Origin of the sequence: Accumulibacter sp. (assembly GCF_036625195.1) — a bacterium.
Taxonomy (GTDB): Bacteria; Pseudomonadota; Gammaproteobacteria; order Burkholderiales; family Rhodocyclaceae; genus Accumulibacter.
This window is the reverse complement of the sequence record NZ_JAZKUG010000001.1, coordinates 3573796-3596017: the sequence shown is the minus strand read 5'-3', so window position 1 is coordinate 3596017 and position 22222 is coordinate 3573796. Positions and strand designations below refer to the sequence as shown.

General features: G+C 64.3%; 28 protein-coding genes and 1 pseudogene. 20 read left to right on the top strand and 9 right to left on the bottom strand.

Annotation, left to right across the window (positions count from 1 at the left end; translation table 11 throughout):
• Window positions 1–4: 4 nt before the first annotated feature.
• The 9 genes and pseudogenes from V5B60_RS15855 (at window position 5) to V5B60_RS15815 (ending at window position 5271) form a co-directional block, all read left to right on the top strand.
• On the top strand, window positions 5–439 hold the full coding sequence (locus V5B60_RS15855) for a hypothetical protein (protein ID WP_332348053.1): 435 nt from the start codon (window positions 5–7) through the stop codon (window positions 437–439).
• A gap of 10 nt (window positions 440–449) precedes the next feature.
• Window positions 450–1907, top strand: coding sequence for a type I restriction-modification system subunit M (locus tag V5B60_RS15850; RefSeq protein WP_332348051.1), 1458 nt, complete (start codon window positions 450–452; stop codon window positions 1905–1907).
• Window positions 1904–2059, top strand: coding sequence for a hypothetical protein (locus V5B60_RS15845; RefSeq protein WP_332348049.1), 156 nt, complete (start codon window positions 1904–1906; stop codon window positions 2057–2059). Before V5B60_RS15850 ends, V5B60_RS15845 begins: the two co-directional genes overlap by 4 nt.
• 69 nt (window positions 2060–2128) lie before the next feature.
• A complete protein-coding gene (locus V5B60_RS15840) occupies window positions 2129–2260 on the top strand; it encodes a hypothetical protein (RefSeq protein ID WP_332348047.1) in 132 nt (43 codons plus the stop codon).
• Between the two features lie 6 nt (window positions 2261–2266).
• The gene (locus tag V5B60_RS15835) at window positions 2267–2542 is read left to right on the top strand and encodes a hypothetical protein (protein ID WP_332348045.1); all 276 of its coding nucleotides are present in this window, start codon (window positions 2267–2269) and stop codon (window positions 2540–2542) included.
• 11 nt (window positions 2543–2553) lie between these two features.
• On the top strand, window positions 2554–2844 hold the full coding sequence (locus V5B60_RS15830; RefSeq protein WP_332350589.1) for a nucleotidyltransferase family protein: 291 nt from the start codon (window positions 2554–2556) through the stop codon (window positions 2842–2844).
• Window positions 2841–3223, top strand: a pseudogene (locus tag V5B60_RS15825) (HepT-like ribonuclease domain-containing protein). The gene V5B60_RS15830 and the pseudogene V5B60_RS15825 overlap by 4 nt, the downstream one beginning before the upstream one ends.
• Window positions 3224–3251: 28 nt before the next feature.
• A complete protein-coding gene (locus V5B60_RS15820) occupies window positions 3252–4880 on the top strand; it encodes a restriction endonuclease subunit S (protein ID WP_332348043.1) in 1629 nt (542 codons plus the stop codon).
• Window positions 4881–4983: 103 nt separating this feature from the next.
• Entirely contained in the window at window positions 4984–5271 is a 288-nt protein-coding gene (locus tag V5B60_RS15815; protein ID WP_434735337.1) for a hypothetical protein, read from the top strand.
• A 6-nt stretch (window positions 5272–5277) separates the two neighbouring features.
• Here V5B60_RS15815 and V5B60_RS15810 read toward each other — a convergent pair whose 3' ends face one another.
• The 8 genes from V5B60_RS15810 to V5B60_RS15775 form a co-directional block, all read right to left on the bottom strand.
• Entirely contained in the window at window positions 5278–5532 is a 255-nt protein-coding gene (locus tag V5B60_RS15810) for a hypothetical protein (RefSeq protein WP_332348041.1), read from the bottom strand.
• 65 nt (window positions 5533–5597) lie between these two features.
• Window positions 5598–6086 (bottom strand): SDR family NAD(P)-dependent oxidoreductase, encoded by a 489-nt coding sequence (locus V5B60_RS15805; protein ID WP_332348039.1) that lies wholly within the window; start codon window positions 6084–6086, stop codon window positions 5598–5600.
• A 421-nt stretch (window positions 6087–6507) separates the two neighbouring features.
• Window positions 6508–7443 carry a CysB family HTH-type transcriptional regulator gene (locus V5B60_RS15800; RefSeq protein ID WP_332348037.1) on the bottom strand — a complete coding sequence of 312 codons (936 nt, stop codon included), beginning with the start codon at window positions 7441–7443 and terminating at the stop codon, window positions 6508–6510.
• A 9-nt stretch (window positions 7444–7452) separates the two neighbouring features.
• On the bottom strand, window positions 7453–8520 hold the full coding sequence (locus V5B60_RS15795; RefSeq protein ID WP_332348035.1) for a sulfate/molybdate ABC transporter ATP-binding protein: 1068 nt from the start codon (window positions 8518–8520) through the stop codon (window positions 7453–7455).
• Between the two features lie 3 nt (window positions 8521–8523).
• Complete coding sequence (gene cysW, locus V5B60_RS15790; protein WP_332348032.1) at window positions 8524–9417, bottom strand: sulfate ABC transporter permease subunit CysW; 894 nt, start codon at window positions 9415–9417, stop codon at window positions 8524–8526.
• 1 nt (window position 9418) lies between these two features.
• Window positions 9419–10204, bottom strand: coding sequence for a sulfate ABC transporter permease subunit CysT (gene cysT / locus V5B60_RS15785; protein WP_434735380.1), 786 nt, complete (start codon window positions 10202–10204; stop codon window positions 9419–9421).
• 237 nt (window positions 10205–10441) lie between these two features.
• Window positions 10442–11452 carry a sulfate ABC transporter substrate-binding protein gene (locus V5B60_RS15780; protein ID WP_332348028.1) on the bottom strand — a complete coding sequence of 337 codons (1011 nt, stop codon included), beginning with the start codon at window positions 11450–11452 and terminating at the stop codon, window positions 10442–10444.
• Between the two features lie 78 nt (window positions 11453–11530).
• A complete protein-coding gene (locus V5B60_RS15775; protein ID WP_332348026.1) occupies window positions 11531–11971 on the bottom strand; it encodes a hypothetical protein in 441 nt (146 codons plus the stop codon).
• Between the two features lie 408 nt (window positions 11972–12379).
• On the opposite strand from V5B60_RS15775, the gene V5B60_RS15770 reads away from it, so the two are divergent.
• The 11 genes from V5B60_RS15770 (at window position 12380) to V5B60_RS15720 (ending at window position 20752) form a co-directional block, all read left to right on the top strand.
• Complete coding sequence (locus tag V5B60_RS15770) at window positions 12380–13042, top strand: DUF302 domain-containing protein (protein ID WP_332348024.1); 663 nt, start codon at window positions 12380–12382, stop codon at window positions 13040–13042.
• Between the two features lie 10 nt (window positions 13043–13052).
• Entirely contained in the window at window positions 13053–13508 is a 456-nt protein-coding gene (locus V5B60_RS15765) for a thiosulfate oxidation carrier protein SoxY (RefSeq protein WP_332348022.1), read from the top strand.
• 9 nt (window positions 13509–13517) lie between these two features.
• Complete coding sequence (gene soxZ / locus V5B60_RS15760) at window positions 13518–13832, top strand: thiosulfate oxidation carrier complex protein SoxZ (RefSeq protein ID WP_332348020.1); 315 nt, start codon at window positions 13518–13520, stop codon at window positions 13830–13832.
• Window positions 13822–14196 (top strand): c-type cytochrome, encoded by a 375-nt coding sequence (locus tag V5B60_RS15755; RefSeq protein WP_332348018.1) that lies wholly within the window; start codon window positions 13822–13824, stop codon window positions 14194–14196. The genes soxZ and V5B60_RS15755 overlap by 11 nt, the downstream gene beginning before the upstream one ends.
• An 11-nt stretch (window positions 14197–14207) precedes the next feature.
• Window positions 14208–15515: an NAD(P)/FAD-dependent oxidoreductase gene (locus V5B60_RS15750; RefSeq protein ID WP_332348016.1), complete on the top strand. Its 1308-nt coding sequence runs from the start codon at window positions 14208–14210 to the stop codon at window positions 15513–15515.
• A gap of 11 nt (window positions 15516–15526) precedes the next feature.
• Window positions 15527–16057, top strand: a complete 531-nt coding sequence (locus V5B60_RS15745) for an RBBP9/YdeN family alpha/beta hydrolase (RefSeq protein WP_332348014.1) — start codon at window positions 15527–15529, stop codon at window positions 16055–16057.
• Between the two features lie 135 nt (window positions 16058–16192).
• Window positions 16193–16672: a rhodanese-like domain-containing protein gene (locus V5B60_RS15740; protein WP_332350587.1), complete on the top strand. Its 480-nt coding sequence runs from the start codon at window positions 16193–16195 to the stop codon at window positions 16670–16672.
• 24 nt (window positions 16673–16696) lie between these two features.
• Window positions 16697–17659: a serine O-acetyltransferase EpsC gene (gene epsC, locus V5B60_RS15735; protein ID WP_324601279.1), complete on the top strand. Its 963-nt coding sequence runs from the start codon at window positions 16697–16699 to the stop codon at window positions 17657–17659.
• Window positions 17656–17877, top strand: coding sequence for a helix-turn-helix domain-containing protein (locus V5B60_RS15730; RefSeq protein WP_332348012.1), 222 nt, complete (start codon window positions 17656–17658; stop codon window positions 17875–17877). Before epsC ends, V5B60_RS15730 begins: the two co-directional genes overlap by 4 nt.
• A 156-nt stretch (window positions 17878–18033) precedes the next feature.
• Window positions 18034–18960 carry a family 2A encapsulin nanocompartment shell protein gene (locus tag V5B60_RS15725; protein WP_324601281.1) on the top strand — a complete coding sequence of 309 codons (927 nt, stop codon included), beginning with the start codon at window positions 18034–18036 and terminating at the stop codon, window positions 18958–18960.
• Window positions 18935–20752 carry a family 2A encapsulin nanocompartment cargo protein cysteine desulfurase gene (locus V5B60_RS15720; RefSeq protein WP_332348009.1) on the top strand — a complete coding sequence of 606 codons (1818 nt, stop codon included), beginning with the start codon at window positions 18935–18937 and terminating at the stop codon, window positions 20750–20752. The genes V5B60_RS15725 and V5B60_RS15720 overlap by 26 nt, the downstream gene beginning before the upstream one ends.
• Before the next feature lie 209 nt (window positions 20753–20961).
• Here V5B60_RS15720 and V5B60_RS15715 read toward each other — a convergent pair whose 3' ends face one another.
• A complete protein-coding gene (locus tag V5B60_RS15715; RefSeq protein ID WP_332348006.1) occupies window positions 20962–22167 on the bottom strand; it encodes a trans-sulfuration enzyme family protein in 1206 nt (401 codons plus the stop codon).
• Between the last annotated feature and the right edge of the window lie 55 nt (window positions 22168–22222).

The following is a 22222-nucleotide window of genomic DNA, read 5'->3' as shown; positions in this document are numbered from 1 at the left end:
ATTGTTGAATGCCACGCAATCGAGACTGAAGGCGTCAGGGCTCAGTCCTCCACTGGTGATTCGCAACGAAGTGCCGCCGGAGCAGAAGATTTCCTACGGCATCAGCAAGATCCTCGACAGCGAAGTCGGTGAGGATGCGTCGCTGGACGAGTACCGCCATCGGGCGAAGGCGATTGTTCTGGCATGGAACGTCAGCCTGTTGCCCCTCGAAGAGCAGGCGAACACGCTGAAACAACTTGGCGACTTCGCTCGACAAACCGACCCGGGTGGTGCGGCGGCGGCGCAGGCAGAGCTTCTGCGGCTGATCGAAAAAAAGCGCCTCATGTTTCCCGACGACAAGCGCTTCATCGTTTCGTGTGACCTACAGCTTGTCGGCAACAAGGTGCATGTGACGGCAGCGGCGGTTTCGGCGCCAGCGCAGCCTTCCGCCACGTCCTGAGGCCGGGTTCATGTCCCTCTCCACCACCATCAAATCCATCCAGGACATCATGCGCAAGGATGTCGGCGTCGATGGCGACGCGCAGCGCATCGGCCAGCTCGTCTGGATGTTCTTCCTCAAGATCTACGACGACAAGGAAACCGAATACGAGCTGCTCGAAGCGAACGATGGCGACTACCGTTCGCCGATCCCCGAGCCGCTGCGCTGGCGCAACTGGGCGGCCGACCCCGAGGGCATGACCGGCGACGAGCTGCTCGACTTCATCAACATCCGCCTCTTCCCCACCCTCAAGAACCTGCAGCCGGCGCATGACGACCGGCGCGGCTTCGTCATCCGCAGCGTCTTCGAGGATGCCTACAACTACATGAAGTCCGGCCACCTGATGCGCCAGGTGATCAACAGGATCGTCGCCGGCGTCGACTTCAACAAGGCGCAGGACCGTCACTTCTTCGGCGACCTCTACGAACAGATCCTGCGCGACCTGCAGAATGCCGGCAACGCCGGCGAGTACTACACGCCGCGCCCGGTCACCCAATTCATGGTCGATGCCGTCGCCCCCCGATTGGGCGAGAAAATCCTCGACCCCGCCTGCGGCACCGGCGGCTTCCTCACCTGCGCCATCGAACACGTGCGCAAGCATCACGTGAAGACGGTCGAAGACGAGCAACTCCTGCAGCGCTGCATCAACGGCGTCGAGAAGAAGCCGCTGCCGCACCTGCTGTGCACCACCAACATGATCCTGCACGGGCTGGACGTGCCGACCAACGTCCGCCACGACAACACCCTCGCCCGCCCGCTGCGCGACTACGGCCCGCGCGACCGCGTCGACGTCATCCTCACCAACCCGCCCTTCGGCGGCATGGAAGAAGACGGCATCGAGAGCAACTTCCCCGCCACCTTCCGTACCCGCGAAACCGCCGACCTCTTCCTCGTCCTCATCATGCACCTGCTCAAGGACGGCGGCCGCGCCGCGCTGGTGCTGCCCGACGGCACGCTGTTCGGCGAAGGCATCAAGACGCGCATCAAGGAGCAACTGCTCGAAAGCTGCAACCTGCACACCATCGTCCGCCTGCCCAACGGCGTCTTCAACCCCTACACCGGCATCAGGACCAACCTGCTCTTCTTCACCAAGGGCACGCCGACACGGGAGGTCTGGTTCTACGAGCACCCCTACCCGCCGGGCGTGAAGAGCTACAACAAGACCCGGCCGATGCGCATCGAGGAATTCGCAGCGGAGAAAGCCTGGTGGAACAACCGGGTCGAGAACGAACAGGCGTGGAAGGTCAGCGCCGCCGACATCAAGACGCGCAACTACAACCTCGACATCAAGAACCCGCACAGCCCGGATCTCGTGGTGCATGACCCGGAAACGCTGCTCGCCGACTACGCGGCCCTGCAGGTGAAAATTGGCGAGACGCGAAGTCAGCTCAGGGCAGTTTTGGCCGACGCACTGGAGAATGGAAAGTGAAACCCCTGGTCCATGTCGAGACCTCGGTCATTTACTACCTGACCGCCCGCACCAGCAGCCATCTGGTCACGGCAGCGCGGCAGGCGTGGACCAGTGAAATTGGCGTCCATATCCCCCTGTTGACCACACCTGAAGAACTGATGGAGAGCTGAGATGGCAACCGACACCACACCCCCGCATCCGGCATTTTTCACAAAGCGCCCGACCCCATCCTGGCCGAGTTGTGGGAGGTCAAGCGGCAGATCAATGAAGAAGCGGGCTATCAGGTTGAACTCGTTGCACGAAGCGCCCATGAAGCCGCCGAGTTGATTCGCCTGCAGCTTGCTGAACTCGCGCAGAGGGAGGCGGGCTGAATCCCGATGGCGGCGCTGACCGTTGATGTAGCGGACGAATCGGCCAAGGAGTTCAATCGCCTGTTTGCCAATGTCGACCCGGATGCACTCGTGACCACCTTGCTGGTCGACTTGCTCGACCGAATCAGACGGTTGCCCTCTGCCCGGCAGGTGATCGCAGACAATCCAGGCTTGCCCACCGTTTTCGTGCTCGATCTCCTCGAAGCCAGGGCTGAAGGACGCCAATCCGCCATGCCGTTCTTGCCCGGTATTCAACCGCTTGTTCTTGCTGGCGACACATGAAAGGAAAACCCGTGCGGCCATCCATTGCTCTCGATCGTGAACGCCATGCCATCCGTGAAGCAACCAATCGCTTCAACACCGCGAACCCGCGCATCTTCGGCTCGGTGCTGCATGGCACCGACCGGGAGGGTAGCGACCTGGATTTGCTGGTCGACGCGCTGCCGGGAACCACACTGCCCGACCTGGGCGGGCTGCAAGACGGACTGGAATCCCTGCTGGGCATTCCTGTCGATCTCTTGACCCCGGCCGACCTGCCGCCAAAGTTGCGCGCCAAAGTCCTCGCCGAGGCCCGGCCCGTATGAGCGAGAGGCGCCTGACCGACCATCTCGACTACATGCGGCAGGCAGCGGCGGATGCGTGCTGCTTTGTGCAGGGCCTGAGCAAGAAAAGGATTTCCTTGGGGACAAGCGCACGCAACAGGCGGTCATCATGAGTCTCGTCATCATCGGCGAAGCCGCGACCAAGGTCATCGAAGGCCATACGGCGTTTGCCGATGCACAGCCTGAAATACAGTGGCGCAGCATGCGAGGCATGCGCAACCGCATTGCTCACGGCTACTTCGCCATCAACCGCGATGTCGCGTGGGACACCGTGCAAACGGCACTGCCGGCGCTCCTGCAACAATTGCCTGCGGCGCAACGTGAGGCTGACGACAGTCATTCGCTACCCGATGCGTCGTGATTTCAACCGACCGCACGAGCATCCAGCAGTGAACCTCCCCGACCACCTCGACCTGATCGCCGCCGCGCCGGCCGGCATCCAGAAGCTGCGCGGGCTGATCCTTGAACTGGCGGTGCGCGGCAGGCTGGTGCCACAGGACCCGAACGACGAACCGGCGAGCGAATTGCTCAAGCGGATTGCGAAGGAGCGGGCGCGGCTGGAGGCGGAAGGGCTTTACAAGAAATATAAGGTAACACCACTTGTGGGCGAAGACCAGCCGTTCGATTTACCAAAAGGCTGGGAATGGGAGCGGCTGGATCGTCTGTTCGAGATTCAGGATTCCTTGCGTGAGCCGATTAACCGGGCAGAACGAGATGCGCGTGGCGGCGAATATCCTTACTACGGAGCGAACGGACAAGTTGGAACGATTGACGGATATCGTTTCGATGGCGAGCGAATTCTAGTCGCCGAAGATGGTGGTTTCTTCAGCAATCCCATTCGTGGCGTTGCCTATATAGCCAACGGGAGATTCTGGGTGAACAACCATGCCCACGTCCTACGCCCGTTATGTGGAACGGCTTCCCGGTATTGGGTGTCGTTCTTCAATCGACTTGATTGGATGCCGCTGGTCAGAGGCGCCACGAGGGAAAAACTGAATCAAGCGGTAATGCAGAAAATTCCCATGGCAGTCCCACCCCTTGCCGAACAACACCGCATCGTCGCCAAAGTCGATGAACTGATGGCCCTCTGCGACCGGCTGGAGGCGGAGCAGGCGGACGCCGGGGCGGCGCACGCGACGCTCGTCGCAACCCTACTCGGCACGCTCACCCAAAGCGCCGACGCCGCTGAACTCGCCGCCAACTGGCAGCGCCTCGCCGAACACTTCGACACCCTGTTCACCACCGAATCCAGCCTCGACGCCCTCAAGCAGACCATCCTCCAACTCGCCGTCATGGGCAAGCTGGTGCCCCAAGACCCCAGCGACGAACCGGCAAGCGAACTGCTCAAGCGGATTGCCAAGGAACGGGCGCGGCTGGAATCGGAAGGAACTTGCAAGAAATTGAAGGCAACGCCGGTTGTGGGGGAGGCGGAGCAGCCTTATTTGTTGCCAGATCTTTGGGAGTGGGCACGACTCGGAATTGCGATGGAGCTCATTTCCGGTCAGCATCTAACGCCGGATGAATATACAGAAGGCCTAAGCGATCCGATTCCGTACCTTACGGGTCCGGCTGAGTTCGGGGAAACATATCCAAACCCTACCCGCTCGACAAAACAAACTCGCGCTATCGCGATTTCAGGAGACATCCTCTTGACCGTCAAAGGTTCCGGCGTGGGAAAGCTCAATAGGGTTTCACAGAGCAAACTGGCGATCAGCCGACAGTTGATGGCTGTCCGAACAATCGCCGTGTGCAGTAATTTCTTAGAACTGGTACTACGTTCCGCTGAGCAGCACTTCCAAGATCAGACCGTTGGTATCGCTATACCGGGTATAGGCCGTAATGACGTTCAAGGTCTCGTTTTGGGACTGCCCCCCCTCGCCGAACAACATCGCATCGTCGCCAAAGTCGACGAACTGATGGCCCTCTGCGACCGCCTCAAGGCCGGCCTCGCCGAGTCCCGCGCGCAACAGGAACGCCTCGCCACCACGCTGATTGAATCCGCCCTCAAGGCCGCCTGAACCCGGCGCCGCCAGTCCCATCCGTACCGGACTCTGGAAAGCCTCCGCGGCCCCGCAACCCCAGCCAGAAGCGCAGCTGGCGAGCGAAAGGAAACTGGAGGACATGATCGTCGCCACCCCCAAGCCACTCTCCGACGAATGGATGCTGATCGGCCGGCAGGAAGACAGCGGCTTCGGCGGGCGCATCGACCGGCCCGCCATCGCCCCCTACGGCGCGCTGGTGCTGATCGAACTCAGGCGCGACAAGACACCGCGCGATGTCGTCGCCCAGTCGCTCGACTACGCCAGCTGGGTCGAGAAAACGGCGCGCCGGGGACCTCGCCGCAATCTGCGGCCGCTTCGCCCCCGGCCGGTCACCCAATTCAGGGTCGATGCGGTCGCCCCCGATTGAGATCTCTCAGTCATCCAGAGTGCTGCGGCCGATGCTGCCGGCGATCCGCCGCAGGAGCCACTTCGGTACCGCCCGCCCGGCGATCGTCGCCGCCTGATTGAGCAGGCCGGGAACGCGGATCACCTCGCCCTGCATGCACGCCTCGTACCCCTCGGCAGCGACCGCGTCGACGTCGGCAACCAGGAATCCGGCAGCCGCGCGAGTGATGCGCTCGCCTCGGCCGCAACACGCAACATCGGCGTCGCGGTGATTCCCGGACACAGCGCCGTCACCGTGACGCCGCTGTCGCGCAGTTCCTCGGCCAGTGAATCGCTCAGCGACAGTAGCTAGGCCTTGCTTGCCGCGTAGGTGGCAAGCGAGGGAACCGGCTGGAAGGCGGCGATCGAGGCGACGTTGAGCACCCGCCCACGCCCGCGCTCGACCATCGCCGGCACGAAGTGCGCCAGCATCGCCGTCAATCCCGAGACGTTGAGATCGATGAGCTGCTGCTGCCGCTCCGCGTTCAGGCGCACGAAGGCACCGTGCTCGAGCACGCCGGCGTTGTTCACCAGGATGTCGATCGTCAGTCGCCGCCGCCGCAGCCTGGCCGCCAGCGCCGCGGCAGCGCCCGCCTGCGCCAGGTCGGCGCCGAGCACGATGGCGCTGACGCCATGCTCGTCGGCCAGCGCCCGCGCCAGCGCCTCCAATCTGTCGGAACGACGCGCGACCAGCACCAGCCGGTGACCAGCGCGCGCGAAGCGGTGCGCCAGCGCGGCGCCGATTCCCGACGATGCGCCGGTGATGAGTACGGTCGAGGGGTCGGCTGTCGAGTTCATGGCTTGCTTCTGTGGACGAGGCCGTAGTATCGGGCGATCCCCGCGTTCTGCGCAACGGCGCGCTTTGCGCGGCCAGCCGAGCATGCTGCAGGCCTCCCCGGCTTTCCCGGCGGAAGCCCGATGCCGCTCACGATGGCTCGCCCGCAGCCGTGCAGGTTGGGCTGAGCCTGCGGAGCCCAATGCCCAGCGCACCGTGCTCATTTCAAACCCACGCAAGGCGGCTGCTGGCGTAGGTCGGCGCACGAGGATCACCGGCTTTGGGTGGTGAAGATTGAGGGCACTCGGGTTGTAGCCCTTCCGCGCACCCACCTCCGGGTGCCAGCGATCCTGCTGGCTTCTTGCGCGGCCAGGACTCGCCGATGCCGGGGAATACCGACGCTCGCCGAAGCGAAGAGCTACCTCACCGGCATGCCGAGGCCGATCAATCCGTCCCGCTCTGCTTCTGGATTGACGCCTTGAGCTGTTCCTCTCCAATGTCCGGACACACCTTCTCGATGAAGGCCAAGGCATAGCTGCGCAGATAAATACCCCGGCGCACCGCGAGGCGCGTCGTGCTGCGCGGGAACAGCTGCGGCACCGCGATCAGTGCCAGCTCGCGATCCCTGAAGCCGTCGTAGGCCATCGAGGCGACGATGCCGACGCCGAGGCCCAGTTCGACATAGGTCTTGATGACGTCAGCGTCGATTGCCGAGAGCACGATGTCGGGAACGACGCCAGCATCGGCAAAGGCCCGGTCGACCAGCGTCCGCCCGGTGAACCCCTCCTGATAGGTGATGATCGGGTACTCGGCGATCGCCTCCAGCGACAACTCCTGCAACTCCAGCAAGGGGTGGCCGTAGGGAACGATCAGAGCATGGTGCCAGTAATAGAAAGGAAAGGTCACCAGTTCAGGGACCTGGTCCAGCCGTTCGGTGGCGATTCCGACATCCGCCTCGCCGGCAACGAGCAGGTCGGCGATCTCGCAGGGGCTGCCTTGGTGCAGAGCAAGGTGTACCTTCGGATAGTCGGTCTTGAACCACTTGATGATCTGCGGCAACGCGTAGCGCGCCTGTGTATGGGTGGTGGCGACGACGAAGTGACCCGTTTCGCGGCTCGCGAACTGGTCAGCGATGCAGCGCAGGTTGTGTGCATCGAGCAGGATGCGGTCGACGACCTCGGCCAGTTCCTTGCCCGGCTCGGTCAGACCCAGCAGGCGCTTGCCGCGGCGCACGAAGATCTCGATGCCGAGTTCGTCCTCGAGATCCTTGATGTGCTTGCTGACACCGGGCTGCGACGTATACAGCGCGTTGGCGACCTCGGTGAGGTTGAATTCCTGGCGCAGTGTTTCGCGGATGATGCGTAGTTGCTGGAAGTTCATCGAATGACCTCAGGCAGCACGAGCCTCGTCCTGGAAGACGCGGATGTTGCGCGGACGAAGCGACACATGATCACCCTCGGCAAGTCCGAGCAGCTGAAAGCGATCCCGGTCGATCGTGACTTCGATCAGGTCGCCGTCGACGCGGCTGAGTTCGATCTGCGCGCTCGGTCCGACCGTAGCGACGCGAACGATTCTTGCCGGCAGACCGCCGCCGGCTCGCAAACCCGGAACGATGTCGAACTCGTGCGGCCGGACGAAAGCCACTGCGTCACCATCATTGCCGCCGTTGTCGCCCAGCGCCAGTGCGTGCCCGCCGAGATGCAGGCGTCCCTGCTCGACACGGCCATGAAAGAGATTGACCGAACCGAGGAAATTGGCGACGAACGGGGTCGCGGGACGGTCGTAGACCGATTCCGACGTACCGATCTGCTCGACCTTGCCGTTGTTGATCACCACGACCCGGTCGGAAACCTCGAGCGCCTCTTCCTGGTCGTGCGTGACGAAGACGCTGGTGACGTGGATTTCGTCGTGCAACTGCCGCAGCCAGCGCCGCAGCTCCTTGCGTACCTTGGCATCGAGGGCGCCGAAGGGCTCGTCGAGAAGGAGCACTTTCGGTTCCACTGCCAACGCGCGTGCCAGGGCGATCCGCTGGCGCTGGCCACCGGACAGCTGTGGCGGATAGCGATCCGCCAGCCAGTCCAGTTGCACCAGCTCGAGCAGCCGCTGCACCCGCCGCCTGATCTCGGCTTCCGTCGGGCGCTCACGCCGCGGCTTGACGCGCAGGCCGAAAGCGACGTTTTCCGCGATGCTCATGTGACGGAACAGCGCGTAGTGCTGGAAGACGAAGCCGACCCGTCGATCACGGACATGGCGTGCGGATGCATCATCGCCGTCGAGCAGGATCTGCCCCTGATCGGCGTAATCGAGACCGGCGATGATCCGCAGCAACGTCGTCTTGCCGCAACCCGAGGGGCCAAGAAGGGCGACGAGCTCGCCCGACGGGATGTCGATCGAAACGTCATCGAGCGCCTTGAAGGCGCCAAAGCGCTTGCTGATGTGGCGAATGGAAATGCTCATGACTCACTCTCCCGATGCTTCGGTGACTTCCTGCAACTGCCGCCGCGTCTGCCTCTCGACCAACGTCTTCAGGGCCAGCGTGATGATGGCGAGCAACGCCAGCAACGAGGCGACGGCAAAGGCGGCCGCGTAGTTGTATTCGTTGTAAAGAATCTCGACGTACAGGGGCATGGTGTTGGTCTGGCCGCGAATGTGCCCGGAGACCACCGAGACCGCGCCGAACTCGCCCATCGCGCGGGCGTTGCACAGGATCACCCCATACAAGAGCCCCCATTTGATGTTGGGCAGCGTGGTGTACCAGAACACCTGCCAGCCGGATGCGCCAAGAACCACGGCGGCCTCCTCCTCCTCGCTGCCCTGGGCCTCCATCAGTGGAATCAGTTCGCGGGCGACGAACGGGAAGGTGACGAAGATGGTCGCGAGGACGATGCCGGGCACCGCGAAGATGATCCGGATGTCGTGCTCCTGCAACCACGGACCGAACCAGCCCTGGGCGCCGAACAACAGGACGTAGATCAGGCCGGAGATCACCGGCGAGACCGAGAACGGCAGGTCGATCAGGGTGATCAACACCCGCTTGCCAACGAACTCGAAGCGGGCGATGGCCCACGAAGCGGCGACGCCAAAGACCAGATTCAGCGGGACGGCAATCGCTGCCGTGATCAACGTCAGCCGGATCGCGTCCCAGGCATCGCGATTGACCAGGGCGGCGAGGTACGCACCCCAGCCCTTGCGCAGGGCTTCGGCGAAGACCGTTCCCAGGGGCAGCAGCAGGAAGATGCCGAAGAAGCTCAGGGCAATGCTGATCAGCACCACCTTGACCCACGCCGGTTCGCGGGTGCTCGCCGTCTCGCCACGTTCGAGGCTGCCGACATGCAGCGCAATGCTCGTGCTCACTTCAGGTTCTCCGGCCGCGGTTGTGCATCCAGCCCTGCAGCCCGTTGATGATCAGCAGGAGGACGAAGGAAATGATCAGCATCACCGAAGCGACGGCCGTCGCCCCGGCGTAGTCGTACTGCTCGAGTTTGGTGATGATCAGCAGCGGCGTGATCTCGGACACCATCGGCACGTTGCCGGCGATGAAGATCACCGAGCCGTACTCGCCGACGGCGCGCGCGAAAGCCATGGCAAAGCCGGTCAGCAACGCCGGGGCGATGTGCGGCAGGATGATCCGCACGAAAGTCTGCCAGCGCGAAGCACCGAGACCGGCCGCAGCCTCCTCGACATCCTTTTCCAGGTCGGCAAGCACCGGCTGTACGGTCCGCACGACGAACGGCAGGCCGATGAACACCAGTGCCAGCAGCACCCCATTCGGCGTGTAGGCGATCTCGATGCCCCACGGCTCGAGCAGGCTGCCGACCGACCCGTTCTCGGAATAGATCGTCGCCAGGGCGATGCCGGCGACGGCAGTCGGCAGGGCGAACGGAAGATCGACCAGGGCATCGATCAGACCCTTGCCCGGAAAGCGGTAGCGCACCAGGACCCAGGCGAAGATCAGGCCGAACACGACGTTGATCGCCGCCGCGAGCAGCGAGGCGCCGAAACTGAGCTGATAGGATGCGACGACGCGTGGGCCGCTGGCCGCGGCCCAGAAGGAATCCCACCCCATCGCCAGCGTCTTGGTGGCTACGGCGCTGAGCGGGATGAGGACGATCAGGCTCAGGTAGACCAGGGTGTAACCCATTGCCAGGCCGAACCCGGGCAATGGGCTGAAGCGCTTCACGCTCGCCACACGCGCCTCCTGAAGGAAAGATCATGATTCATCGTCAGCTCCTGCTGCGGTGCAACATTCAAGGTGCCGAGTCTACGGTCGTCGGCCGCGGAAGGGAAATACCGAATCGTGACAAGCTAATTCACCCTTGCCATAAGGAAGAAGCGGACGCCGCGTGGCCGCCCGCTTCCCAGCGCCATCAGGAAAGCTTCAGCGCTTGCCGCCGGGCACGAAGATCTGGTCGAAGACGCCGCCGTCGGAGAAGTGGACCTTCTGCGCGTTGCGCCAGCCGCCGAAGACCTTGTCGACGGTGATCAGCCTGGTCTTGACGAACTGCTTCGCGTACTTCGCCGCGACCTGCGCATCCGTCGGGCGGTAGAAGTGCCTGGCGGCCAGCTCCTGCCCTTCCGGTGAATAGAGGTACTCGAGATAAGCCTGCGCCACCTGGCGCGTGCCACGCTTGTCGACCACTTTGTCGACGACCGTCACCGGCGGCTCGGCGAGGATCGACAGAGAAGGCGTGACGATCTCCAGCTTGTCGGCGCCGACTTCCTTGAGTGACAGGTACGCTTCGTTCTCCCAGGCGAGCAGCACGTCGCCGATGCCGCGTTCGACGAAGGTCGTCGTCGAGCCGCGCGCACCGGAGTCGAGCACCTTCACATTGCGATAGAGCTGACCGACGAACTCCCGCGCCTTGTCCTCGCTGCCGCCCGGCTGCTCGAGTGCGAACGCCCACGCTGCCAGGTAGTTCCAGCGCGCACCACCCGAGGTCTTCGGGTTCGGCGTGATGATCGCGACGCCCGGTTTCACCAGGTCGTTCCAGTCCTTGATTCCCTTGGGATTGCCCTTGCGCACCAGAAAGACGATCGTCGAGGTGTAGGGCGAGGAGTTGTGTGGCAGACGCTTCTGCCACTCCTTCGGTATCAGCCCCGCGTCGGCGATGGCATCGATGTCGTAGGCCAGGGCCAGCGTCACGACATCGGCCTGCAGTCCTTCGATCACCGCACGAGCCTGTTTGCCGGAGCCACCATGGGATTGGTTGACGGAGACGTTGTCACCGGCCTTGGCCTGCCAGTACTTGGCGAAAGCGGCATCGAACGCATGATAGAACTCGCGCGTCGGATCGTAGGAAACGTTCAACAGTGAGACGTCGGCCGCGAGCGCGTTGCCGACCAGCAGGGCACTGGCCAGCACGGCAGCCAGAAGATTCTTCAGTTTCATCGGAGTTCCGTTGCAGTGGGTGGGGCGCGCATTTTGCGGAGACTGCGCGCCGCGGCGAACGAATCTTTGCTTATTAGCTTATTCAGCGGGGTCCGCAAGCCCTGGCGACGTCCGTTGGGCCGAACTCCGGTCGCTCTCGCACGCCTCGCTGCGGACGACCTGGTAGCCATGGCTCTGCAGGACCCGCAGCGCCTTCTCGACCTTCTTGGCCCCCTGCACCTGCGGGGCCACGTTGGGCGACTGCGGGCGACTCGCGTCCACGGCAAGTTCGTGCCCGTGGTGTCGCAGCCACGCGCTGATCGTTGCCAATCCCTTGAGGCCAATTCCTTCGGCGCGCGCGAGGCGCTGACGACCGAGACGAGCAACCTCGCCCGGTGTGAAATCCGGGCGATCGAAAATCCTGCTGAGCGCATTCCGCTGCATCGTCGGCAGCTGATGATGGACGGGCACTTCGCCAACGGACTGGTCACCGTTGGTCGATCCGACGCTCGTCGTCTGCGGTGCGGCGTGATGCGGCATGGCGCTCGCTCTCAGCGCCCTTCCAGGCACGAACGGCGCGGGAAGGTTGCCGCATCGATCGCAATGCGGCATGACGAGAGCGCGCGGCGCACATCAATTCTCATCGTGACGGTTCCATGGGTTGGGCAAGCAACGATGCCTGAAGACTGAACGGGCGGCAGCGTCAGGAAAAGGAAGAATTTCCTATAAGGATATTCTGGGGGCTCCCCTGCCACGGAAGGAAGCCACTGTCGTCGTCGCATTGGACGACCCGCTGTGAAGCGATCGCTATTTGCTTATTGGAAATAAATCGTTGGCGCCGTATGCGGCGAGCGACATCATGCGCGGCGCGCCGATCAAAGGCGAGTGACCTGGGGAGCAGCAGCAACATGATGACCGGCAACGTGACGAAGTGAGATGGCGATCCTGTTGACCGCGCTGCGCGCAATGAGCCTGGGCCTGGCCACCGGTGGTGCGCTGGCACAGGTAGACAATCCTGTGAGCAGCGGCACTGTCACCGTCCTGGCGGAAGATCTCGCGCCAACCGCCGCCAGCGCGCGGCCCGATACCCCCAATACCATGATGGCGACGGTCATCCCGGAGGAACGAAGGAGACTCATGCGGCAATCGCTTGCGTGGTCGTCGCTGTCCCTTCGTGAACGGATCAACCTGATGACCTACAAGGTCGAAGCACAGCCTGACCTGACTTGGGACGACGTCATCTCGTCGATGCGGCATCGGGCGAACAAGATCAACCTCAAGTTCGTCGGCGCCCACCTGATCCACAAGGAAATCGAGGCGATCACCGGCAAACCAACACCCAAGGTGGCCATCTATCATTTCTGCGACGCGCTCGTGGCCCGTGATCTGCTCGACTACAGCCTCGAAGCCGCGGCCCTGCTGCCCTGCCGCATCGCCGTCGTCGAAGACTCCCGGCAAAGAATATGGCTCGCCATGTTCGACGGTGACATCGGTTGGCTGGATGGCGCGACCGTTCCGGGGCGACTGCCGGACAGTCTTCAGGAGGCGATCTCCGGACTGCGTCGCGGCCTGGAGGAGATCATCCAGGCTGGCGCCAGCGGCGCCCTGTGAGCGGACGGTGATGGACGATCGACGCAACTTCCTGCGCCTCGCGGCTGCCGCATCCATCGCGCGCCTGCTGGCGGACGCGCAGCCTGCACTGGCCGGCGAACGCGAGGTGCATGCGTTCAGCGCCGCCAGCCCGGAGTCGGTTTACGCCGCGCTCGGGTTGTCTGCACCTTTGGCGAGCACGGCGATCGTCATTCAGGGCCCCGATGTTGCCGAAAATGGTGCCCAGGTACCCCTGGAAGTGACGGTCAATCTGCCGCGCGTGCAGCGCATTCTGTTGATCGGTGAAGGCAACCGGTTTCCCCTGCTGGCCGACATCAGACTGGGCGAACGGAGCAAGCCGTGGCTCGAGGCGAAGGTGAAGCTCGCCGAGAGTTCCCGGGTTCGCGTCATTGCCGAGGCAGACGGACGTCTTTATACCGCGACCCGCGATGTGCGGGTGATCGTCGGCGGCTGCCTGCCCGGCTGAGGAAGAGCAATGCAGAACTACGCCATCCGTCTGCGCGCAACCGTCGACGAACAGGGTGCCCTGATCAAGGCGCTGCTCACCCACCCGATGGAAAGCGGGTTCAGGAAGAATGCCAGCGGCGAGAGTGCGGCGGCGCATTACATCACCGACATCACGCTGCGCATCAACGACGAGACGGTTCTCACGCTGCTCACCGGTTCCGGAATCGCTGCCAATCCGCTTTTCGGCTGGCGGATTGCCGGCGTCCGCAGCGGCGACACGGTGACGGTCGTCTGGCGCGACAACCTCGGCAACGCACGGACCCAGACTGCCAGTGCCCAATGATTTCCTGCTCAACAAGCCCCGTTCGCACCTCTTCAAACAAGGACTCGCCATGAAGAAAACTGCTCTCGCCATCGTCGGCAGCCTCATTGCACTGGCCGCTTTGGCCGGTCCCGGATCAACCGCCACACCGGCACCCGGCCGCACTCCGTACTTCGCAGCCAACTGCGCCAACTGCCATGGTACCGACGGCAAGGCTGCCAGCGCCATTCCACCCATCGCCGGCCGTGACAGGGCCTATCTGGAGGAAAGCATGAAGGCGTTCAAGAACGGCACGCGCCCGGCGACGATCATGCACCAACTCGCCAAAGGCTATACGGATGAAGAGATCAGCATCCTGGCTGAATATTTTGCCAAGCAGAAATGAGGAACCCCGACATGTCCCCCTTCAATCCCGATCGTCGTCGCCTGCTGCACGCACTCGGTGCATCCACCGCGCTGGCCGCTGCCGCCGGCATTCCCGGAACCGGCCTGGCGGCCGTCGCCAGCAAGCGCGGCAAGACCATCGGGCGCGTCGTCGTTGTCGGCGCCGGCTTCGGTGGCGCCACGGCAGCCAAGTATCTGCGCAAGTGGAGCGATGGCACAATAGAAGTCACTCTGATCGAGCGCAACAGGCAGTTCGTCTCCTGCCCGGCCTCCAACGAAGTCCTCGGCGGCAACCGTGCCTACGACTCGCTGGTCCATGGGTACGACGGACTCAGAAAGAACTGGGAAATCCGGCTGGTGCACGCAACGGTGACCGCCATCGACGCCGACAAGCGGCGCGTGCGAACCGACAGCGCAGGGGATTTCGCATACGACCGCCTGATCCTTGCCCCCGGCTTCGACTTCATCTACGGTGACATCGCCGGCTATGATGCCCGGGCGCAGGAAAGCATCCTGCACGCATGGAAAGCAGGACCGCAGACTCTGGCCCTGCGCAAGCAGCTTGAGGACCTGCCCGCGGGTGGCACCTATGTGCTGTCCATCCCGAAGGCGCCGTATCGTTGCCCACCCGGCCCGTACGAACGCGCCAGCCAGATCGCCTGGTACTTCAAGACGCACAAGCCCGGCTCGAAGGTGATCATTCTCGACGCCAACGACAAGGTCATCTCCAAGGAAAAGCTTTTCCGCGGCGTATGGGAGAGCGACTACAAGGACATCATCGAGTACCGGCCCGGCTGGAATGTGACCGCCGTCGACCCGGTGACGCGGATCGTCACCAACGAACTGGGCGACAAGGAGCGAGGCGATGTACTCAACCTGCTGCCGCCACAGCGCGCCGCCGACATCGCCCGTGTCGCAGGAGTGGTCAATGTCAACGACCGCTGGGCCGATGTGGACTGGATCAGCCTCGAGTCAACGGCCGTCAGAAACATCCACATCCTCGGCGACGCTCTGCAGGCCGCGCCGCTGATGCCCAAGTCGGCGCACATGGCCAACCAGCATGGCAAGGCGGCGGCGGCAGCAATCGTCGAGATCCTCTCTGGCCGCGAGCCGCAGCCGACCCTGATGGCGAATACCTGCTACTCACTGATTGACGATAAGCGTGCGATCCACGTCGACTCGGTGCACCGCTATCATCCCGAGAAGAAGGTGCCACTGGTCGTCGACGGCTCTGGCGGCGTATCGAAGGAGCCGTCGGTCGAAGAAGGACTGTACACGCGGGCCTGGGCGACGACCATGTGGAAGGACAGCCTGTCCTGAGGGGCAGTTCGATGGCCGCGATCCTCATCGTCCCCGGCCTGCACGACAGCGGGCCGGATCACTGGCAGACGTGGTTCGAACACAGGCTCGGCGATACCCGGCGTGTCGACCAGGCTGACTGGGAGAATCCGTGCCTTGCCGGATGGGCGGCGCGCGTCGGCGAGGTCATCGCCGCCGAGAGCGAGGCGGTTTGGATCGTCGCCCACAGCTTTGGCTGCCTGGCGGCCGTCCGTGCCGGCCATCTCTGGCCGGGCCGCGTCCGTGCCGCCCTACTCGTCGCCCCGGCGGATCCCGACCGCTTCGGTCTGGCAGCCCTTCTGCCACAGGAGCGGCTTCGCTTTCCCAGCATGATCGTGGCGAGCAACGACGATCCGTGGCTCAGGGCCGCCGTCGCTCAGCGCTGGGCCGGTGCCTGGGGCAGCAGTTACCGGAACATCGGCAGCGCCGGCCACATCAACGTGGACTCGGGTCACGGTCCGTGGCCGCAGGGCCTCGCCTTCTTCGAGGAATTGCGTCGGGCGGCTCTCGCCCCGCAGTTATAAGCAATGCAGTTTTTCTTCGTTCGCCGGTCCGGGTGCCGCGACTAGAGTGGCGCCCTCAGGCCGGCACCACCACCGTCGGCTTTCCATTTCCAGGAGACTGCGATGCTGGCCACAGCCCAACTCGAACCTGCCCCGATGCCCGCCGCCCATGTCGCGGACGACAGTCAGTGCGACGTGCACGGCATTCTGGCCGCAGCGACCGCGCGCGCGCGGCGCGACAGCCTTCCCTACGCCGGCACGGTCACGCCGGAGGAGGCATGGCTTCTGGCCACTGCTGGCGCGGCGATCCTCATCGACGTGCGCACCGCCGAGGAATACAAGTACGTCGGCCACGTCCCCGGCACACCGCTGGTCCAGTGGCAATCCGGCGCCGCGCTGAGCAGGAATCCCCGTTTCACCCGTGAACTGGCCGGCAAGGCGGGCAAGAACCAAGCCATCCTCCTCATCTGCCGCAGCGGCAAGCGCTCGGCCGCAGCCGCGGAGGCCGCGACACGGGCAGGATTCACGCGCGTGTTCAACGTCCTCGAAGGCTTCGAGGGCGAGATCACTGCCGACGGACAACGCGGCACCAGCGGTGGCTGGCGCTACCATGGCCTGCCCTGGGTCCAGGATTGATCAGTGCTTGCGGGGAGTCAATCGATGAACGCGCCACTTCGCCGCTTGCCGGACGCAGCACCATCGCTCTGGAAGCTCGACGACATCGTCCGCGATCTGCGCCTTGCCCGCGAGCAGTGGCGCGCGGCACAGCATCGTCCGCTCGAATCGGGATGCCGCGAGTTCCCATCCCGCGAGGCATTGCGCGAGATCGTGGACAAACTTTGCGGCGCACTCTTCCCGATGCGCCTCGGTCCGCCCGACCTGCAACAGGGCCCCGGAGAGGACTTCTACGTCGGCCATACGCTCGATAGCGCCCTGCGCAGCCTGCTGGACCAGGTCCGACTCGAGCTGACGCACGTGTCCCGCCACGACCCAGAGGTTGACGCAGCGACGATCGAGACCGATGCCGTCGCCATCGTGCGGCAGTTTGCGGCTGCCTTGCCGGGGATCCGCATCGTCCTCGACAGCGACGTCGAAGCCGCTTACCGAGGTGATCCGGCGGCACGCAGCGTAGACGAGATCGTGCTCTGTTATCCCGGAACGCTGGCCATCATCCATCACCGCCTGGCGCACAGGCTCTACCGGCTGGGCGTGCCCCTGCTGGCGCGCATCGTCGCCGAACTCGCGCACTCCGCCACCGGCATCGACATCCACCCTGGCGCGCGCATCGGCAAGAGCTTCTTCATCGACCACGGTACGGGCGTCGTCATTGGTGAAACCGCCGTCATCGGCGATCGGGTCCGCCTCTACCAAGCGGTGACCCTCGGTGCCAAGCGGTTCAACGTCGATGCCGACGGCTCGCTGGAAAAGGGAGCTCCACGCCATCCGATCGTCGAGGATGATGTCGTGATCTACGCCGGGGCGACCATTCTGGGGCGCGTCACCATCGGTCACGGATCGTCGATCGGCGGCAACGTCTGGCTGACCCACAGCATACCGCCCGGGAGCTTCCTCACCCAGGCCGTATCCCGGAATGAGGTGCTCGAAGGCGGCGGCGGAATATGAGCCGTCTCCGAGAGCGCTTTCCATGCGTCCTGCGGCAGCTGCGAAATGAGCGCGGCTGGTCGCAGGAACGGCTGGCGGAAAGGGCCGATCTCAACCGTTCGTACGTTGGCGAGATCGAGCGCGGAGTCGCCAGCCCTTCCCTGACCACTGCCGGAAAACTGGCACGCGCGCTGGAGGTCGAGCTTTCGGCCCTGGTCGCCCGCTGCGAGCATGAATAGCGCGATCTCGCACAGTGGACGGGCTCGACGCTGATGGTGGCTACAGCATGTTGAGCCGCCAGCCGCAGGCGGCGTAAGGTTTCGCCTTGGCACAAAAAGTCATTTGTTCATACATCTTTCTTCTAACCATCGTCACGATTGCACAAGGAGTACCCCATGGCAGATAGTCCTCACCAAGCCGCCCTGAGTGATGCCGCCGCACGGCAGCTCGCCAATGCCACCAAGACCGTCGCACAGCTGCCGACCATTTCCCCGCGCTGGCTGACGCATCTGCTGCAGTGGCTGCCCGTGGAGGCCGGCATCTATCGCCTGAACCAGGTCCGGAACCCGCGCGACGTGCAGGTCGCGTGTGCCCGGCGCGACGAGTCCGAACTGCCGCAGACCTTCGTCGATTACGAGGAGACGCCACGCGAGTACTTCCTCAGCGCGGTCACCACCGTCCTCGACGTCCATACCCGCATCTCCGACCTCTACAGCAGCCCGCACGACCAGATCAAGGAACAACTGCGCCTGACGATCGAGACGATCAAGGAGAGGCAGGAACGCGAACTGATCAACAACGACGACTATGGTCTGCTGGCCAACGTCGCCGACAGTCAGCGCATCACGACACTGACCGGCGCGCCAACGCCAGATGACCTCGATGACTTGCTGACCAAGGTCTGGAAGGAACCTGCCTTCTTCCTCACCCACCCGCTCGCCATTGCCGCCTTTGGCCGTGAGTGCACCCGCCGCGGCGTCCCGCCGCCGACCGTTTCGCTCTTCGGCTCGCAGTTCCTGACCTGGCGCGGCATCCCGCTGATCCCGTCGGACAAGGTGCCGGTCGATGACGGAAAGACCAAGGTTCTGCTGCTGCGGGTCGGCGACAGGCGGCAGGGGGTCGTCGGCCTCTATCAGCCGGGCCTGCCGGGCGAGCAGAGTCCCGGCCTGTCGGTACGCTTCATGGGCATCGACCGCAATGCCATCGCCTCGTACCTGATTTCGCTCTATTGCTCGCTGGCTGTACATGCGGAAGACGCACTCGCCGTACTCGATGACGTGGAGATCGACAGGTACCATGAATATGCCCACACCTACCGCTGATTCGCCGATTGGCGCCCTCCCCTTCAGCCTCGCGGCCGCCGGCGACTTGCTCGACGAGACGGCTCTGGCCCGCCTCGCTGGGGAGTTCTTCCGGGCATTGCCGGGAAGCGCAAGCCAGTCGTCACCGGCACCCGCAGTCAACGACCTCGCCGTCGGCGAGCCGGAGCCGGCACTGCAGCGCGCCGGAGTGCCCGCGGGCACGCAGGCGCCGGCCGCGGCTGGCCCGCTTCCGCCCGAGTTCGGCGTACCCGAGGCCCATGCCGCCGCCTTGCCGCTGACTGCACCAATCAGCGCGCCCTCGGGTGTGCCGGGATCGCCGTATTACTTTCTCGGGGAAGCGGCGGCGCTGTCGTCAGCCCACCAGGCGCCCACGGCGGAGAATCACGTCGTCGCCCACCCCTTTGAACTGCCGGGTGAGGCCGCCCTGCGCCGGGTACTCGCCGAGCTCGCCGGCGAACGCTCACTGCCAGAGGCAGTGCCGGCTCAACCGCCCGGTGGCAGCGGCTATTACTTCCTCGACCAGCCCGCTTCGCTGCCGCCGGTCGATGCCACACGTTTCCCCGCTTTCGACGTGCAGGCGGTACGCCGCGACTTCCCGATCCTCGCCGAGCGCGTCAACGGCAAGCCGCTGGTCTGGTTCGACAATGCAGCGACGACGCAGAAGCCGCAGGCGGTCATCGACCGGCTGGTGCAGTTCTACCAGCACGAAAACTCCAACATTCACCGTGCCGCCCACGAACTGGCGGCACGTTCCACCGACGCCTACGAAGCCGCCCGCAGCAAGGTGGCTCGTTACCTCGGCGCGGGTTCCGTCGACGAGATCATCTTCGTTCGCGGCGCCACGGAAGCCATCAATCTGGTGGCCAAGAGCTGGGGCAGGCAGAACATCGTTGCCGGTGACGAAATCGTCGTCTCGCTGCTCGAACACCACGCCAACATCGTTCCCTGGCAACAACTGGCGAAGGAAAACGGCGCCCACATCCGGGTGATCCCGGTCGATGACAAGGGCCAGATCCTGCTCGAAGAGTACCAGCGACTGCTCAACGACCGCACGAAGCTGGTGGCAGTCAGCCAGGTCTCCAATGCCCTGGGCACCGTCACGCCGGTCCGCGAAATCGTCGAACTTGCCCACCGCGCGGGCGCCCGGGTGCTGGTGGACGGCGCCCAGTCGGTCTCCCACATGCGCGTCAATGTGCAGACGATCGATGCCGATTTCTTCGTCTTCTCCGGCCACAAGGTCTTTGCGCCGACCGGCATCGGCGTCGTGTACGGCAAGCGCGACCTTCTCGAAGGCATGCCGCCCTGGCAAGGTGGCGGCAACATGATCGCCGACGTCAGCTTCGAGCGCACGCTCTACCAGGGGGTGCCGGCGCGCTTCGAGGCCGGCACGGGCAACATCGCCGATGCAGTCGGTCTCGGCGCAGCCGTCGACTATGTCGAGAGGATCGGGATCGAGAACATCGCACGTTACGAGCGTGAGCTGCTCGCTTACGCGACGCAGCGGGTCAAGCCGATCCCCGGCATTCGGCTGATCGGCACGGCGGACGACAAGGCCAGTGTGCTGTCCTTCGTCCTTGCCGGGTACCGCCCGGAGGAAGTCGGGGCGGCACTCAACGAGGAGGGCATTGCCGTGCGCGCAGGCCATCATTGCGCTCAACCGATTCTGCGCCGCTTTGGTGTCGAAGCGACGGTGCGCCCGTCACTGGCGTTCTACAACACCTGTGCCGAAGTGGACCTGCTGGTGTCGGTTCTGCAACGCCTGGCCAGTGGGCGCGGCAGAGCCGTCACCTGAGCGGTCGTGCAGGAATCGTCGCGAGCTGGTCCCGATGCAAGGCACGATGGAGCGAACGACGAGGGTCATCGAGAGGATCGGCGAACAGGGAGTAACGGGCGCTGCACGCTGGCGGGGCACTGCCGCCGGCGCAGGCTGCTGCGCTGACTCGGGTTCCCTGAGCCGAGCCTGGCGTCAGCCGGAAGTTGCAGCGCTCCGCGTGGGCCTCCTCAGACCGAGCCCGGGGCGATGCGCGTCAGCGCGCCAGCGAGATCCCGTCGGAGATCTTCGACATCCTCGATGCCGACCGACAGGCGCAGCAGCGAATCGCCAATCCCGAGACGGCGGCGCTGTTCCGGCGGGATCGTGGCATGGGTCATGATCGCCGGATGCTCGATGAGACTCTCGACACCACCCAGGCTCTCAGCCAGAGTGAACAATACGCAACCCTGCAGGAAGCGCTTCGTACCGGCGAGATCGGTCGCCAGCTCGACCGCGATCATGCCGCCGAAAGCACGCATCTGCCGTCGCGCCAGCGCATGCTGCGGGTGCGACGCGAGGCCGGGGTAGCCGACGCGTCGCACCTGCGGCTGACGCTCCAGCCAGGCAGCCAGATCCTGCGCATTGTCGCAGTGTCGTTGCATGCGCAAATCGAGCGTCTTGACGCCGCGCAGAGTCAGGTAGCTGTCGAAAGGGCCAGCGATGGCGCCGACGGCGTTGTGCAGGAAGCGGAGACGTTCGAGATGCCCGGCGTTGCGCTCGTCGCTGCTGACGACGGCAACGCCACCGATGACGTCGGAGTGGCCGTTGATGTACTTGGTACTCGAATGGACGACGAGGTCGAAGCCGAGTTCCAGCGGGCGCTGTATCCACGGGCTGGCCAGCGTGTTGTCGGCCACCGCCAGCAGCCCATGCTGACGGGCAAGGATGGCCAGAGCCCGCAGATCGACCAGGCGCAGCAGCGGATTGGTCGGTGTCTCCACCAGCAGCATGCGACTCTCGGGCCGGATCGCCGCGGCGAGGGCTGCCGGATCCGAGAGGTCGACAAAGCTGCATGTGAGCCCGGCGCTGCGCGCACGCACTGCTTCCAGCAGGCGATAGGTGCCGCCGTACAGATCGTCGCCGGCAATGACGTGTGCCCCGTGATCGAGCAGTTCGAGAACGGTGGCGATGGCCGCCAATCCCGAAGCGAAGGCAAAGGCCGCGCCGCCACCCTCGAGGTCAGTCAGGCAGCGCTCCAGCGCCCAGCGCGTGGGGTTGTGCGAGCGACCATAGTCGAGCCCTTTGTGCACCCCCGGACTTTCCTGGACGTAGGTCGAATTGGCATAGATCGGGGGCATGATCGCACCGGTGGAGGGGTCGGGACTCTGTCCGGCATGGACGGTACGGGTCGCGAAAGCGGGTCGGAAATCATCGTTGCGGTCCAGCTTGGTCATGCAGAGTTCCTTTGCCGATGGTGGATCAGGTCGACACGGGCGAGCCAGCCAAGGA